17 protein-coding genes and 1 other annotated feature are annotated in these 13,314 nt (G+C 40.1%); of the genes, 1 reads left to right on the top strand and 16 read right to left on the bottom strand.

The features are described from left to right. Positions 1-250: 250 nt before the first annotated feature. From tgt to PSR12_RS16370, 6 genes are all read right to left on the bottom strand, one after another. Positions 251-1,396 (bottom strand): tRNA guanosine(34) transglycosylase Tgt, encoded by a 1,146-nt coding sequence (gene tgt, locus PSR12_RS16345; protein ID WP_016991901.1) that lies wholly within the window; start codon positions 1,394-1,396, stop codon positions 251-253. Between the two features lie 57 nt (positions 1,397-1,453). Then, positions 1,454-2,494, bottom strand: coding sequence for a tRNA preQ1(34) S-adenosylmethionine ribosyltransferase-isomerase QueA (queA, locus tag PSR12_RS16350; protein WP_221679909.1), 1,041 nt, complete (start codon positions 2,492-2,494; stop codon positions 1,454-1,456). A 17-nt stretch (positions 2,495-2,511) separates the two neighbouring features. Further along, positions 2,512-3,516, bottom strand: coding sequence for a Holliday junction branch migration DNA helicase RuvB (ruvB, locus tag PSR12_RS16355; protein WP_221679907.1), 1,005 nt, complete (start codon positions 3,514-3,516; stop codon positions 2,512-2,514). Between the two features lie 18 nt (positions 3,517-3,534). Beyond that, positions 3,535-4,155, bottom strand: a complete 621-nt coding sequence (gene ruvA / locus PSR12_RS16360; protein WP_004226690.1) for a Holliday junction branch migration protein RuvA — start codon at positions 4,153-4,155, stop codon at positions 3,535-3,537. A gap of 111 nt (positions 4,156-4,266) precedes the next feature. Next, on the bottom strand, positions 4,267-5,145 hold the full coding sequence (locus PSR12_RS16365) for a phosphotransferase (RefSeq protein WP_313150612.1): 879 nt from the start codon (positions 5,143-5,145) through the stop codon (positions 4,267-4,269). Continuing rightward, positions 5,135-6,208, bottom strand: coding sequence for a LysM peptidoglycan-binding domain-containing protein (locus PSR12_RS16370; RefSeq protein ID WP_274769771.1), 1,074 nt, complete (start codon positions 6,206-6,208; stop codon positions 5,135-5,137). Before PSR12_RS16370 ends, PSR12_RS16365 begins: the two co-directional genes overlap by 11 nt. Positions 6,209-6,349: 141 nt before the next feature. Here PSR12_RS16370 and PSR12_RS16375 point away from each other — a divergent pair, with 141 nt between their 5' ends. Then, positions 6,350-6,883, top strand: coding sequence for a transcription repressor NadR (locus PSR12_RS16375; protein WP_257520262.1), 534 nt, complete (start codon positions 6,350-6,352; stop codon positions 6,881-6,883). A gap of 131 nt (positions 6,884-7,014) precedes the next feature. Here PSR12_RS16375 and PSR12_RS16380 read toward each other — a convergent pair whose 3' ends face one another. The 10 genes from PSR12_RS16380 to PSR12_RS16425 all read right to left on the bottom strand — a co-directional run bounded on the left by PSR12_RS16380 (position 7,015) and on the right by PSR12_RS16425 (position 13,228). After that, complete coding sequence (locus PSR12_RS16380; RefSeq protein ID WP_221679903.1) at positions 7,015-7,407, bottom strand: thiol-disulfide oxidoreductase DCC family protein; 393 nt, start codon at positions 7,405-7,407, stop codon at positions 7,015-7,017. A gap of 24 nt (positions 7,408-7,431) precedes the next feature. Next, positions 7,432-8,310, bottom strand: coding sequence for a prephenate dehydratase (gene pheA / locus PSR12_RS16385; protein ID WP_004226680.1), 879 nt, complete (start codon positions 8,308-8,310; stop codon positions 7,432-7,434). A gap of 165 nt (positions 8,311-8,475) precedes the next feature. After that, complete coding sequence (locus tag PSR12_RS16390) at positions 8,476-8,931, bottom strand: ACT domain-containing protein (RefSeq protein WP_004226679.1); 456 nt, start codon at positions 8,929-8,931, stop codon at positions 8,476-8,478. A gap of 24 nt (positions 8,932-8,955) precedes the next feature. After that, positions 8,956-10,245 (bottom strand): GTPase ObgE, encoded by a 1,290-nt coding sequence (gene obgE / locus PSR12_RS16395; protein ID WP_036162247.1) that lies wholly within the window; start codon positions 10,243-10,245, stop codon positions 8,956-8,958. Between the two features lie 5 nt (positions 10,246-10,250). Continuing rightward, on the bottom strand, positions 10,251-10,778 hold the full coding sequence (locus PSR12_RS16400) for a Spo0B domain-containing protein (protein WP_257520264.1): 528 nt from the start codon (positions 10,776-10,778) through the stop codon (positions 10,251-10,253). A gap of 179 nt (positions 10,779-10,957) precedes the next feature. Beyond that, on the bottom strand, positions 10,958-11,257 hold the full coding sequence (gene rpmA, locus PSR12_RS16405) for a 50S ribosomal protein L27 (protein ID WP_016991892.1): 300 nt from the start codon (positions 11,255-11,257) through the stop codon (positions 10,958-10,960). Beyond that, positions 11,254-11,610, bottom strand: a complete 357-nt coding sequence (locus tag PSR12_RS16410; protein ID WP_004226670.1) for a ribosomal-processing cysteine protease Prp — start codon at positions 11,608-11,610, stop codon at positions 11,254-11,256. Before PSR12_RS16410 ends, rpmA begins: the two co-directional genes overlap by 4 nt. Positions 11,611-11,626: 16 nt before the next feature. Then, positions 11,627-11,935 carry a 50S ribosomal protein L21 gene (rplU, locus tag PSR12_RS16415; RefSeq protein WP_004226667.1) on the bottom strand — a complete coding sequence of 103 codons (309 nt, stop codon included), beginning with the start codon at positions 11,933-11,935 and terminating at the stop codon, positions 11,627-11,629. A gap of 14 nt (positions 11,936-11,949) precedes the next feature. Next, positions 11,950-12,027: a sequence feature (ribosomal protein L21 leader region), on the bottom strand. A gap of 45 nt (positions 12,028-12,072) precedes the next feature. Further along, positions 12,073-12,684 carry a zinc metalloprotease gene (locus PSR12_RS16420; protein ID WP_274769778.1) on the bottom strand — a complete coding sequence of 204 codons (612 nt, stop codon included), beginning with the start codon at positions 12,682-12,684 and terminating at the stop codon, positions 12,073-12,075. After that, complete coding sequence (locus tag PSR12_RS16425) at positions 12,674-13,228, bottom strand: peptidoglycan DD-metalloendopeptidase family protein (RefSeq protein WP_016991889.1); 555 nt, start codon at positions 13,226-13,228, stop codon at positions 12,674-12,676. The genes PSR12_RS16420 and PSR12_RS16425 overlap by 11 nt, the downstream gene beginning before the upstream one ends. Positions 13,229-13,314: the final 86 nt, after the last annotated feature.

Consider the following 13,314-nt stretch of genomic DNA (forward strand, 5'->3'; position numbering starts at 1 on the left):
AGCATCTTGCCCCCTTTCCAAATCTCACTTTTTTAGTATAGACTATTCCACCATTAAAAAGCGATGGACAAGCCCAAAAATTTTCTCAATTACTAATATTTTTTCTATGATTGACAATATTTTGCTAGAAATATTCACTTTTTACAAAGTTTTGAATGATTTGCAAAACTATTGCTATTGATGATGGACATTAGGGAATGCCTAATGTCCTTTTTTAATTTAGCGCATGTAATGATCCTATTTGTCTAGTTTAAAAGTTTTTTGCATCTGGCCCATTAAAGCCGTATTTTTCAAAGAACTCTTCACGGAAATCACCAAGACGATCTTGACGAATTGCCTCACGCACTTGCTCCATCAATTTTAATAGGAAGTGTAGATTATGATAGGATGTTAAACGAATACCAAACGTTTCTTCCGTGCGAATAAGGTGACGAACATAGGCACGAGAATAATTTTTACATGTATAGCAGTCACAGTTCGGATCAATCGGCCCAAAGTCACGTGCATATTTTGCATTTTTCACTACTAGACGTCCTTCTGATGTCATCAGTGTTCCATTACGTGCAATACGTGTTGGCAGTACACAGTCAAACATATCAATACCGCGAATTGCCCCATCAATTAAAGAATCTGGTGAGCCAACACCCATTAAATAACGAGGTTTATTTTCAGGCATCATTGGCGTAGTAAATTCTAAAACGCGGTTCATCACATCTTTCGGTTCTCCAACGGATAATCCACCAATTGCATAGCCTGGGAAATCTAGTTCTACTAACGCTTCTGCTGAGCGGCGGCGTAAATCTTCGTACTCTCCACCTTGAATAATGCCAAATAAGCCTTGCTCCTCTGGACGCTGATGTGCTTCCTTACAGCGTTTTGCCCAACGCGTTGTACGATCAACTGATTTCAGCATATAGTCATGTGTCGCAGGATATGGTGGACATTCGTCAAAGGCCATCATAATATCAGAGCCTAAATCATTTTGAATTTCCATTGCCTTTTCTGGGCTCAAAAATAATTTATCTCCATTGAGGTGATTACGGAAATGAACGCCTTCCTCTTCGATTTTTCGGAATTGACTAAGTGAAAATACTTGGAAACCACCTGAATCCGTTAAAATTGGTCGATCCCAGTTCATAAATTTATGAAGTCCGCCTGCTTCTTTGACAATATCATTACCTGGACGAAGCCATAAATGGTACGTATTAGACAGAATAATACCGGCATTCATCTCTTTTAATTCTTCTGGTGACATGGTCTTCACCGTTGCTTGTGTGCCCACCGGCATAAATGCTGGTGTTTCAAAGGAGCCGTGTGGTGTATGAACGATGCCAAGACGTGCTCCTGTTTGTTTACATGTATGAAGTAGTTCATATCGAATTGCTGGTTGTGTCATAAAATAAATAATCCTTTCTTATCTGAAGTAAAAACAGTACTCCGATTTTATCCACTATTATTTTTTGGGACGTATAAACATTGCATCACCAAAACTAAAGAAGCGATATCTTTCTTCTACAGCTTGCTGATAAGCACTTAAAATGGTCTCACGAGTGGCTAGCGTACTAACAAGCATAACTAGTGTTGATTTTGGTAAATGGAAGTTTGTGATTAACCCATCCACCACCGTAAAATTGTAGCCTGGATAGATGAAAATAGACGTCCAACCTTGTTCTGCTCGCACTTCTCCCTCATATTTAGAACCAATTGTCTCTAATGTACGAGTAGAGGTTGTCCCAACAGCTATTACCTTGCCACCGTTACGCTTTACACGATTAATTGTATCTGCTGCTTGTTCTGTAACACTATAGAATTCCGCATGCATTTCATGGTTCTCAATCGAGTCTACACTAACGGGACGGAAAGTGCCAAGGCCTACATGTAGCGTAATAAAGACAACCTCTACGCCTTTAGCCTTCACTTGAGCTAATAGCTCCTCTGTAAAATGCAGCCCAGCTGTAGGCGCTGCAGCAGAACCACGCTCTTTGGCATAAACGGTTTGATAACGATCCTTATCCTCTAGTTTTTCACGAATATAGGGAGGTAACGGCATTTCACCAAGTTGCTCTAAAATTTCATAAAAAATACCATCATACTGAAATTCAAATGTACGTCCGCCATGTTCAAGCTCACCTGTACATGTAGCTGTTAATAAACCGTCACCAAATGTGATGACTGTTCCTACCTTTACACGCTTTGCTGGTTTTACAAGTGTTTCCCACTCATCTGTACCAGCCATTTGCTTCAGTAGCAATACTTCTATATGTGCACCTGTTTCTTCTTTTACACCCATTAAACGAGCAGGTAAAACTCTTGTATCATTTAGTACAAGACAGTCTCCAGCATGTAGCTCGTCTAATACATGAGCAAAATGGTGGTGCTCCACTTTATTTGAGCCCGGTGTCACGACCATTAATCGACTCGCTGTACGATCGACTAATGGTGTTTGGGCAATAAGCTCCTCTGGTAATTCAAAATCAAAATCTTCTACACGCATGAAAATAACTTCCTTCTTTATGTTTGTTGGGGATACTCATATCCAAAATGTTCGTAGGCTAAATGTGTGGCTACTCTTCCTCTCGGGGTACGTTGAATAAGGCCAATTTGCATCAAATAAGGCTCGTAAACATCTTCTATCGTAACCCGTTCCTCACCAATTGATGCAGCAAGAGTATCTAAGCCTACTGGGCCTCCTCGGAATCGCTCAATCATATTGGTTACAAGTTTATGGTCAATATGATCAAGCCCTCTAGGATCTACTTGTAACAGCTCTAGTGCTTGCTGTGCAAGACCCTCCGTAATCATACCATCTCCAAGCACTTGTGCATAATCTCGCACTCGTTTCAATAAACGATTGGCAATTCGAGGTGTTCCACGTGAGCGTCTCGCCATTTCCATTGCTGCTACTTGCTCTATTTCTACCTCAAATAAATGTGCACTTCTCACAACAATTTCAGCAAGTGATTGGTCATCATAATATTCTAGGCGCAGCAACACACCAAAGCGATCTCTTAGAGGAGCAGATAGGGCACCCGCTCTTGTTGTTGCACCTACAAGGGTAAAGGGAGGTAAATCAAGTCGTACAGAACGTGCTTCAGGACCTTTTCCTACCACAATATCTAAGCAGAAGTCTTCCATTGCTGGATATAGTACTTCTTCAATAGCACGGGGCAGGCGATGAATTTCATCAATAAATAAAACGTCTCCAGGCTCTAGTGAACTTAGAATAGCTGCCAAATCTCCTGGACGCTCAATCGCAGGGCCACTTGTCATGCGTACGTTAACATTCATCTCATTTGCGATGACAGCAGCTAGGGTCGTTTTACCAAGTCCTGGAGGTCCATATAACAACACATGATCTAAACTTTCTTGGCGAAGCTTTGCCGCTTCAATGAATATTTGTAAGTTTTCCTTAACTTTATGTTGCCCAATATACTGGGCTAATTTTTGAGGACGTAAAGATAACTCAAACTGCTCATCATAGCTGCCTGCTTCACTTGCCATCATACGTTCAGACATGCACCTTTCCTCCTTTCCTTATTTTAATTTTAGCAGTAGTTGCAATGCTTGTTTCATAAAGGCATCTGTCGTTTCAAGTTTATCGTTATCCTCTAGCTGTGGTTTAATTTTTTCTAGCTCTTTTTCAGAATAGCCAAGTGCCATTAAGGCAAGTAAGGCCTCTTCTAATTCGTGTTTATATGCATTCACACCAAACAAAGGTAACTCATCTTCTGCACTAGGTAACTCCAGTGTATCTAATAATGAACCAAGTTTGCCCTTCAAGTCGAGGATCATTTGACGTGCTGTTTTCTTACCAACTCCAGGGAATTTCACTAAAAACGCTTCATCCTCTCGTTCAATTGCGCTAATAACCTGTTGTGGATTACCTGTAGCTAAAATCGCTAAAGCGCCCTTTGGTCCTATTCCTGAAACTAAAATAAGCTTACGGAATAACTCACGCTGATCTAGATTAGGGAAGCCATATAAAACTTGTGCATCCTCTCGTACATGCAAATGAACATATATCTGTTGTTCAAGGGCAGATGTTCGAAAAGCAAATGGATTGGGCGTATTAAGTTGCCACCCAATCCCCTGTTGTTCCAGCACAATAAATTCAGGTGTAATACGAGTAATTTGTCCTTTTAAATAATCATACATCTATAATCCCTCACAATCATCGTCTTCGATTATAGCATATAGCGAACGAATGCTCGACAAAAAGTAGCGTCGAAACGCCGTTCGCAGACAAAAATGACCGCCAGTTGACGGTCATTTCTTGACAAATCTATCAATATCGTACCACAGTTTTGGCCAATAGGTGAGGGCTCGTTTTGTAAACGGTACTAAATAATCTAAAAATACTAGCTGTTGCTCTAGTGGTAAATCTATAGCAAACAGCCATTCTCGTAATAACTCATTCGGATATTTCAAGCGATGAAGCTTTCTTTTATCCAGTCGTTTCAGCTCAGGTAACTCTGCAAAAATCTTTCCAAGATCATAATCTACAGCAGGTAACACACGATGTAACCATAAAATATACTCGTCATCCGCTTCACCAAGGTGTGCTAAATCAAAATCAATTAAACGTAATTGTCCATCGGAGCACCATAAAAAATTATGATGAACTACATCCCCATGCAATAGCGTAATCTCTTTTTCAGGTGCATCTTCCAATGCAATCAATTGTAATGACTTATCACTATAATGCAGTATTTGATCAATTTCTTCTTTCGTTAAAAATGTTCGAAACTCATTTCTTCTACTTTTAAAGCGCATATGACGCATTTGCCATTTTAAAAGCTGTGAGTAGGTATGCAAGCCTGGCATGCGCTGCCAAGCAATCTTTTTATGTGTATCATGTAAAGCGATTAATAGTCTAAGAGATTCCTTACGATCTTTTTTATGCGCAAAGTTAGCACCGTGGCTTCCTTCTTGCCACATTTGCACAATTAACTGCTCATCATCGCTCTGAACTAATGGTAGGATCAAAGAAGGTTCCATACGTCCTAATTGGCGATGAATGGTTCTTACCTTCTCTGCAATTTCCACTTGCTTTGCACGTTTGACAAAATAATTTTTCGATCGATACTTATATTTCCAAATATTTGGCTTTACTTCTTCTACAATATATGCTTTTTCACCATCGATAAGGCGTCATCCCGCCTGGGAAATAATGCGGTGACATCCAAGGACCTGTTGCTGATGGGCATGGTGGTGGCGGGCAATGACAAGGGTCCATTTGCCAATTTGGCATCATCATTGGTTGTGTGCCACAGCCACAAGATTGACCCATGTTCATATCAGGCATCATCATTGGTTGTGTGCCACAACCACAGGATTGCCCCATGTTCATATCTGGCATCATCATTGGTTGTGTGCCACAACCACAGGATTGCCCCATATTCATATCTGGCATCATATCCATTTGTGGCTTCATTTGGTGATCTTGCGTATGGAAGAATGGTGATGTGGACTCTAAAAAGTCTTCCATTCCACCAACTTTATGATCTGGCATGTCATAGGACATTGGCTGCTGTGGCATCGTATAATGCTCGACCTGCGGCTGCATTGGCATCGGCCACCACATCTGATGATAGATCGGCTGATGGCAACTTGAACAATGTGGTACGGCAGGCATTTGTGGCATGATATGCATTGGTGGATGTGGTGCTGGTTGTGGCATTGGCATTGGCTTCGGTTTAGCTACAGGTGGTGGTGGCGGTGTAGGTGCTGGCGGCGGTGGTGGCTGTATTTGTACAGGTGGTATTGTAACATTTTGCTCCATTTGTGGCATCACCAATTGCTGGTGCCAATTCATTTCCACAGGCTGCGGTACCCACATCGGCTGTTGTGGCATCTGCATTGGCATTGGCATCGGTATTGGTATCGGTATCATTTGTGGTTCTGGCATTGGCATAGGTGGTGGCGGTACAATTGGCGGTGGTGGTGGCATTGGTCGCTGTACCTCTTTTTTAGGACTTTCCTTTGGTGTCTCCTTATGCACTTGTGTTTCCTTTTTCGGCATTTCTTTATGTGAATCTCTATGCGGCTCTTTGTTTATTTTTTCAGGCAATATAATTTCCATGCCTGGAACAATATAATCTGGGTTGGCAAGATGGACATTGAGCCGCTTCAAATCTTCAAACGAAATGCCGTACTCTTTCGCAATCTTCCACAATGTATCTCCCTTTTGAACAATATGAATACGCAATTTTTTCCTCCCTTCCTCTCTACGTATCATATGTTCAATGTTTCATTTGGATACAAAAATTTCAGCAAGTTAGAAAAGCTTCATGGTACACTAATTCATAAGGAATACGGATTCCTTTATTACGAGCAGGGGTGATCTCTTATGAAAAAAATGTTAGGCGAAGAACGCCGACTGCAACTATTAGCGCAATTAAAAAAAAATAAAGGACCTATAACTGGGACAGACTTAGCTAAGTTCGCCAATGTTTCTAGACAAGTAATCGTCAATGATATGACTTTATTAAAGGCAAGAAATGAGCCTATTATTGCTACAAGCCAGGGCTATCTTTATATGCATCAAGAACAAATACAGCAAACCGTTGAACGAACATTCCCTTGCTTGCATACATCAGAGCAGACAGAAGATGAATTAATGACGATTGTAGACTGTGGCGGAACCGTCAAAAATGTCATTGTTGAACATCCGATATATGGTGAACTGACAGCCTCAATCATGGTATCCAACCGCCATGAAGTGAAACAATTTATCGAACGTGTGAATGCAACACAGGCCAATTATTTATCTGCTCTCACTGGTGGCATTCATTTACATGTCATCACAGCACCCTCTGTTGAAGTTTTAACATTAATTGAGCGAGCTTTACAAAAAAAGGGTTACTTAGTGACAGATCAATGAATAGCAAAAGCACCGTCTGAAAATTAATTTCAAACGGTGCTTTCTGTTTTTAAGGCAGGTATTGTGTCGTAAGCACGGGTATTTCTCTTCTCTCCGCAACTATTGCTCCCTTAAAGGCGGCAATTTCCCTATCAGGATAGAAATCTTTGTCGTTGCTCGGGCGTAGGCAATAAGCATTCACTTTTTTTCCCAAACAAACGATAGCGTTGCTTTGCAAATAATCGATATAATGCATTGCGAATAAATGGTGGTACAAGGATGAAGGCATAGAAACAAGGCCACAATCCATCAAATTTACGGCAAATGTTTAACGCAGCGGTAGATTCAACAGACACTTTCCCTTGTTCAATAAGAATTACACTATCTATATTCTTTGGAATATGATATTGAGTGAGGAGCGATTGACCAACCTCGCTTTGCAGCGATGCAAATTGAAAATAGCCCGCTTGATCATGTTTGATGATAAATTGAACAGTGCTATCACAAAAATTACAGACACCATCGAATAAAATAATCCCCCCCATCTTCTTTCCTCCTCCTTCACATTACTATGCTTCGTCTGATGTTACATAAGTAAAATAGGTACCTAGAGATTTTACTTTGCAACCTAGCGCAGCTAATTCTTCCATTGCCCCACGCATCATCGGTTCCTTTTCATCTGCTAATACATCAATCATAAAGAAATAATCACCTAATCCTGTTTTTAATGGACGTGATTCAATTTTACTTAAATTTAGCTGACGCCATGCAAAAACAGAAAGCACCTGATGTAATGCACCTGAACGATCTGTTGGTAAGGTAATCATAAATGTTGTTTTTGCTTGCCCATCTGATAGCTCTTGTGGCAATCGTTTATTTTGCTTAGATAGTACATAGAATCGTGTATGATTAAAATGAAAATCATGGATATTCTGCTCCACTATTTCAAGACCATACTTTTCCGCTGCGGCTGCATTACCAACTGCCGCTATACACTCTTGTGGATTCTCTGATACATATTTCGCTGCTGCTGCAGTTGAAGTTGTTTGATGTAATGGTACATGACTAAAACGATAAAATAAATATTTATGACATTGAGCTAGTGCATGCGGATGAGAAAAAACACCTTCGATTGACTGCCAATCATCCTTCTGCGCTTTATTGACCATTAAATGCTGCTGAATTTTCAGTAATAACTCTCCAGTTACATAAAGTGTTGCCTCATGGAATAAGTAATCTAATGTTAATGATACAGAGCCCTCTAGCGCATTTTCTAGCGGCACGACAGCTAAATCTACCTTTCCCTCTGCAACAGCCTCTATACATTCTGGAATCGTGGCACACGGTACAAGCCACTCATTTGGAAAAGTAGCTTTTGTTGCTAAGTATGTAAATGATGCTTCTGGTCCTAGATAGGCGATTCGATTTTCCCATTGTTGCTTTGTCATTGCATTTACCTCCTTTATGGCACAATAAGGAGCAGTCCCTCGTGATGAATAACGCTTGGGACAGCTCCTTATTTGAGCTTTGTTATCGTATCTTTACCCATTGGGGTTATTCAACACGATGTTTGTCATTTTGTCAAAAATTAAAGGATTGAACACTCTCTGTGTTTATAATGCTCCAGAGCTAATCACTTCCGCTGATTCCACAAAATCTAAGCGTTTTAATTGCTGGATAAGATCATCAAGATCACAGGTCATGCTTGTTACATCTAATGACAATGTAACATTCGCACGTCCCTGAATAGGGATTGTTTGATGAATCGTTAAGACATTACAATGTGTAATTGTCACCGTTTCTAAAAGCTTGGCAAGTGTTCCTTTTCTATCTTGAAGCTGTAAAAAGACTGTTAAAATGCGTTCCTGCACAATTGAATGAAAAGGAAAAACCGCATCACGATATTTGTAAAACGCACTTCGCGATAAATCCACCTGCTTTACCGCATCCCAAATGGAAGATACTGAACCACTTGACAGTAAGTGTTTCGCCTCCAAAGTTTTTTGCATTGCATCCGTTAAAACATCCTCACGAACTAAATAATATCGCTGATTCGCAACATTCTTCATACGCTTCCCCCTAAAACTCATGTCTTAATCGACAAATTCAAATTCAAACTCTTGTAGGCGTACTGTATCGCCATCCTGTGCTCCACGTTCACGCAGAGCCTCGTCCACACCCATTGCACGCAATTGACGAGCAAAACGACGTATACCATCTTCACGGCTAAAGTCCGTCATTTTAAATAAACGCTCAATTGCATAGCCACTAATAATAAATGTACCGTCATCGTCACGAGTGATTTCGAAATCTTCACCTTTCGCCTCATGCTTGTACATGACAGTTGCGTCTGATTGTTCCTCAACTTCATCATACAGTGGGAATTCAGGCGTAACTTCTAAGAGATCCGCAATAGCAAACAACAGTTCTTTTAACCCTTGACGTGAGACAGCAGAAATCGGGAAAATTTGAACGTCTTCCCCTACCTTTTGGCGGAATGCTGTTAAGTTTTCCTCTGCATCAGGCATATCCATTTTATTGGCTACGATAATCTGTGGACGCTCTGTTAAACGAAGATTATATTGTTTTAGCTCTTCATTAATTGTTAAATAATCTTCATATGGATCGCGACCTTCCATTCCTGACATATCAATCACATGGACAATAACGCGTGTACGTTCAATATGTCGTAAAAATTGGTGGCCTAATCCTACCCCTTCATGAGCCCCTTCAATTAGCCCTGGTAAATCTGCCATTGCAAAGCTTCGATGATCATCCGTTTCAATCATGCCTAAATTCGGTACAATTGTCGTGAAATGATAAGCACCGATTTTTGGCTTAGCCGCGGAAACAACAGATAAAAGTGTTGATTTACCAACACTTGGGAAACCAACTAATCCTACATCTGCTAAAACTTTTAACTCTAATATAACATTTAATTCTTGTCCTGGCTCACCTTTTTCAGAAAGTTCTGGCGCTGGGTTGGCAGGAGTAGCAAATCGAGAATTACCACGTCCACCTCGTCCTGCTTTTGCAATAACTGCTCGTTGCCCATGCTCGACTAAGTCAGCAATAACGGCATTTGTTTCTTCATTCATAACCACTGTACCTGGTGGTACTTTAACAATTAAATCTTCCGCATTTTTACCGTGCATGCCTTTACTCATACCATGCTCGCCACGCGGTGCTTTAAAATGACGTTTATAGCGGAAATCCATTAATGTACGTAAGCCTTCCTCTACTTCAAATACGACATTACCGCCATGTCCACCATCTCCACCAGCTGGACCACCGTTCGGTACATATTTTTCTCGACGAAAGGCAACCATACCATCTCCGCCGTCGCCACCTTTAACATAAATCTTTACGTGATCGACAAACATTTAGTTCACTCCCTATTTGCACTCAAGACATATTGCCAGCGCGTATTTGTCTGCTCAATTGTTTGAATGTCGAATTGTTTCAAACCTTTTTCGGTGAATGCATCAGCACTCCATAACCCATTTAGCGTGAATGTCACGGCAAATGTATGATCGTCAACACGTACATCAAGCGTTAGGATCTGCTCTGTAAATGGATCTAATGTATCATAAACATGCATAACTGTTTTGTTTAAATAATCTACAACTCCCTGATCAATATCAATGGTCACAGGCTTTTTTATTTCACCGCTTAGCTTCCATGCTAATGATGGGTAACGCCATCCTGCTGTTTGAAGCCATTCAATTGTTTGTGGTAATTGTAGTCGATTGAGGATAGAAAACACTCGTAATTGTTCTGAATAATGTTGAATAAGTTTTTTCGATTCCTCGATTCTACCTAAATCTAAATTCATGCGAATCAGTTGCAGTTGATTCACATAATCATGATTTGCAAAACGTAATACTTCACTAATGGTTAGTGATTGATTGTTCATCCCATTCACTCCAATAAAGTTATCCTTACTAGTATAACAAGTTTTGCTGTATTTTTCCCTTAATTCTTTAATCAATTATACCTTGGTGTCATTGCGTCCAAAATTGGCTTTTTTGAAATTTAGCCAAAAAAAGGACTGCAATAAATGCAGTCCTCCGCTTTATGTTATCTTATAAAAGATTAAGCTTCTTGTGTTGTTGGATAAACAGATACTTGTTTGCGATCGCGACCTAAACGTTCGAATTTAACAACGCCATCAACTTTAGCAAATAGTGTATCGTCACCACCACGACCTACGTTTGTACCTGGGTAAATTTTTGTACCGCGTTGACGGTAAAGAATTGAACCACCAGTTACGAATTGGCCATCAGCACGTTTTGCACCAAGTCGTTTAGACTCAGAGTCACGTCCGTTTTTAGTAGAACCTACCCCTTTTTTCGATGCAAAAAGTTGAAGGTCTAATGCTAATAATAATTTCATCGAGTTCCACCTCCTACTTGGTTGTAGTTGATTTGGATGTATTGTCCGTAATTTTGCACCATAGAATACACTTGGGCAGTCATTACTTGAACAATTAACTGTAGTTTTGCATCTACTTCAGGCTCTAAGTCTGATGGTAAATCTACCTTGAGATAGCCTCCACCTTCAGCAGCTTGTTCGATTTCTGGCTGAATTTGTAATAATGCATAAATAGCATTAACTGTACCAATCGCTATAGTTGATGCTCCTGCACATACTAAATCCTTACCAGATTCATCATAACCAGCATGTCCTGAAAATTCGAATGCTGACACATGTCTATTTTCATCGTGATGAATCGTAACTTGTATCATTCTCTATACCTCACAATTAAGCGTTGATTGCTTCAACAACTAATTTTGTGTAAGGTTGACGGTGACCTTGTTTACGACGGTAGTTCTTTTTAGCTTTCAATTTGAAAACAACGATTTTTTTCGCACGGCCTTCTTTAACAACTTTAGCTGTTACAGTAGCGCCTTCTACGAATGGAGCGCCAACTTTAACGTTTTCGCCACCTACGAATAAAACTTTATCAAAAGTTACAACCTCATCAGCTTCTACGCCTAATTTTTCAACATAGATTTCTTGACCAGCTTCTACTTTGACTTGTTTACCACCAGTTTCAATAATTGCGTACATTTTACTGCACCTCCTCTTAGACTCAGACTCGCCTGTTTCATAAGGTGATCTTACTAGACACTTAAACCTTTACAGAGCGGTTGTAGTAGCACGGGTGCTACAAACAATAACATTAAAATATTACCACACGATTTTTTTCAAGTCAATCTATTCATAACATATTTTTCAAAAGCAACTCGATATTTTCGATAACGCCATTCTTTCAACACTTGCAACCAAATGAATAAATTTATGATGGCTAAAAAAATAGATTGTGGCAAGAACTTGAAAGTGACAAGTAATAGTATAGTAGCTACGATGAATGATAACCAATAATATAGCTCTATCAGGTGAGCTCTTGGATATTTTAAAAATAGGCAGGCTAACAATATCCTTCCACCATCTAACGGTATGATGGGTACAATATTTACAGCCAATAACACGAGTTGTACATTTATAAGCTTAGTAGCGAGTAAATCAGGCATAAAAAAAGCGAGGCCAATCCCAATAATCGTAGCGATTGGCCCTCCTAATGCAATCCATAGGAGTGACGAAGCTTGCACAACCGCTGGATTTTCAAATTGAATTTCTCCCCCGTATGGTGTAATTACGCAGGATTTCACCTTCACTCCGCACATTACTGCCGCAACTAAGTGACCAGCCTCATGCCACAGTAATGAAAATAGAATGATCGCGTAATAGGCTAACTGGCCACTAAAAATCATGACAAATACGAGAGGGATACACAAAAGATGTAATTTAATCTTCATTTGTCTCCGTCGTTTCAAGCCATTGTACAATTTGCTCTAAATCATAATGGGCATCTCCCTTTTCGATGGACACATAAAGTTGACCCGCTTCTTTCATGCCAATTAAATCATTTGCTTGAATAGATGTGTATGGTAGTTGAGCTAAACTATCTAACATACCATAGGAAACGGTTGTACCATCTTCATAGCTGATGGTCATGGTCTTACCTGTGTATTTTGTATGGCCAGTAAAAACGACTAATCCATTCTGACCAGCATAGATAGGTAAGCCAACATCATACTGCAATAGATAGCCTTCTTTAAATACTTGGGCATTCGCAAATGTTAAAAGATCTGCTTGCCCTACATCACTAGAAACCATGATGGTCTCTTTTTCTTTTTCGAACCAGCTTTGTCCGAGCTCACTTAAATACGTTAAATCAGCAGAGGTAGTAACAAGCTTCCGAACAGGTGTATCCACTACACCCTGATCCTCTAAACGAATAACAAGCATGATTGCCGCCACAAGAAGTATCGTGACGAACCATTTCCATTTTTTAAACAAGCCCTCATCCTTTTTTCCTCACTATATGTGATTGCATGTCCAAACATGCACAAGAAAAAACCTTCCCGTACTATTGCACGAAAAGG

Source organism: Lysinibacillus sp. G01H, assembly GCF_028872195.1.
GTDB classification, from domain to species: Bacteria; Bacillota; Bacilli; order Bacillales_A; family Planococcaceae; genus Lysinibacillus; species Lysinibacillus capsici.

Excerpts from the sequence above, each read along its gene's own strand:
- rpmA (WP_016991892.1), bottom strand. The coding sequence starts at position 11,257 with ATGAAATTATTATTAGCATTAGACCTTCAACTTTTTGCATCGAAAAAA.
- ruvA (WP_004226690.1), bottom strand. The coding sequence starts at position 4,155 with ATGTATGATTATTTAAAAGGACAAATTACTCGTATTACACCTGAATTT.
- PSR12_RS16410 (WP_004226670.1), bottom strand. The coding sequence starts at position 11,610 with ATGATACAAGTTACGATTCATCACGATGAAAATAGACATGTGTCAGCA.
- PSR12_RS16380 (WP_221679903.1), bottom strand. The coding sequence starts at position 7,407 with ATGGGGGGGATTATTTTATTCGATGGTGTCTGTAATTTTTGTGATAGC.
- queA (WP_221679909.1), bottom strand. The coding sequence starts at position 2,494 with ATGCGTGTAGAAGATTTTGATTTTGAATTACCAGAGGAGCTTATTGCC.
- tgt (WP_016991901.1), bottom strand. The coding sequence starts at position 1,396 with ATGACACAACCAGCAATTCGATATGAACTACTTCATACATGTAAACAA.
- PSR12_RS16420 (WP_274769778.1), bottom strand. The coding sequence starts at position 12,684 with ATGAAGATTAAATTACATCTTTTGTGTATCCCTCTCGTATTTGTCATG.
- ruvB (WP_221679907.1), bottom strand. The coding sequence starts at position 3,516 with ATGTCTGAACGTATGATGGCAAGTGAAGCAGGCAGCTATGATGAGCAG.
- PSR12_RS16400 (WP_257520264.1), bottom strand. The coding sequence starts at position 10,778 with ATGAACAATCAATCACTAACCATTAGTGAAGTATTACGTTTTGCAAAT.
- obgE (WP_036162247.1), bottom strand. The coding sequence starts at position 10,245 with ATGTTTGTCGATCACGTAAAGATTTATGTTAAAGGTGGCGACGGCGGA.
- pheA (WP_004226680.1), bottom strand. The coding sequence starts at position 8,310 with ATGACAAAGCAACAATGGGAAAATCGAATCGCCTATCTAGGACCAGAA.
- PSR12_RS16390 (WP_004226679.1), bottom strand. The coding sequence starts at position 8,931 with ATGAAGAATGTTGCGAATCAGCGATATTATTTAGTTCGTGAGGATGTT.
- PSR12_RS16375 (WP_257520262.1), top strand. The coding sequence starts at position 6,350 with ATGAAAAAAATGTTAGGCGAAGAACGCCGACTGCAACTATTAGCGCAA.
- rplU (WP_004226667.1), bottom strand. The coding sequence starts at position 11,935 with ATGTACGCAATTATTGAAACTGGTGGTAAACAAGTCAAAGTAGAAGCT.